This window comes from Bartonella sp. TT110JLCBS, assembly GCF_042193405.1.
In the GTDB taxonomy this organism is placed as follows: Bacteria; Pseudomonadota; Alphaproteobacteria; order Rhizobiales; family Rhizobiaceae; genus Bartonella.
This window is the reverse complement of the sequence record NZ_JBHILT010000313.1, coordinates 1-548: the sequence shown is the minus strand read 5'-3', so window position 1 is coordinate 548 and position 548 is coordinate 1. Positions and strand designations below refer to the sequence as shown.

At 36.5% G+C, this 548-nt stretch carries 1 protein-coding gene; it reads left to right on the top strand.

The window, feature by feature from the left end:
* A partial coding sequence (locus ACFILW_RS11075; protein ID WP_375685865.1) for a transcriptional regulator occupies window positions 1–244 on the top strand: 244 nt, incomplete at its 5' end.
* Window positions 245–548 lie beyond the last annotated feature (304 nt).

Below are 548 nucleotides of genomic sequence, written 5' to 3'. Positions count from 1 at the left end.
ACAAATCCAAAAGTATGAAAAAAGCTTAAATCGCGTGAGCGCAGGGCGTTTAAAGGAAATTTCCGATATTTTGAATGTTCCACTTGCCTTTTTTTACACTGATATCATCAAAAAAGACAACACCCCGTACCATTATGATGAAATCGCCTCGAGCAAAGAGGAATATTTGCTTTTAAAAAGTTTTAGAGTCCTCACATCTGTCAAGCAGAAAGCAATTTTAAACTTAATTTGTGATCAAAATTAAAACGCTTTAAAAGCATAGCTATAGGGTACTACATGCCCTATTCTTGGCTTTCTCCCCACACCTTCAAAGGATGCAACCCCCTTCTTAAACCGGTTGATGAATAATCCGCCTTCTCAAAAATAGCTCCTTCTCAGATTCCCATTTCATATGGTTCCTTTCACAAAATTATACAAGCAAGCCCTCCCTTGAATATTCATCACACTCTCTTATCAAAACACCCCTATAAAGTTTTATATCTTATATCACCACACCCGCAAACAATAGCGTTTTACAGCACAACAGAATAAGTATTTATCCGTATTTA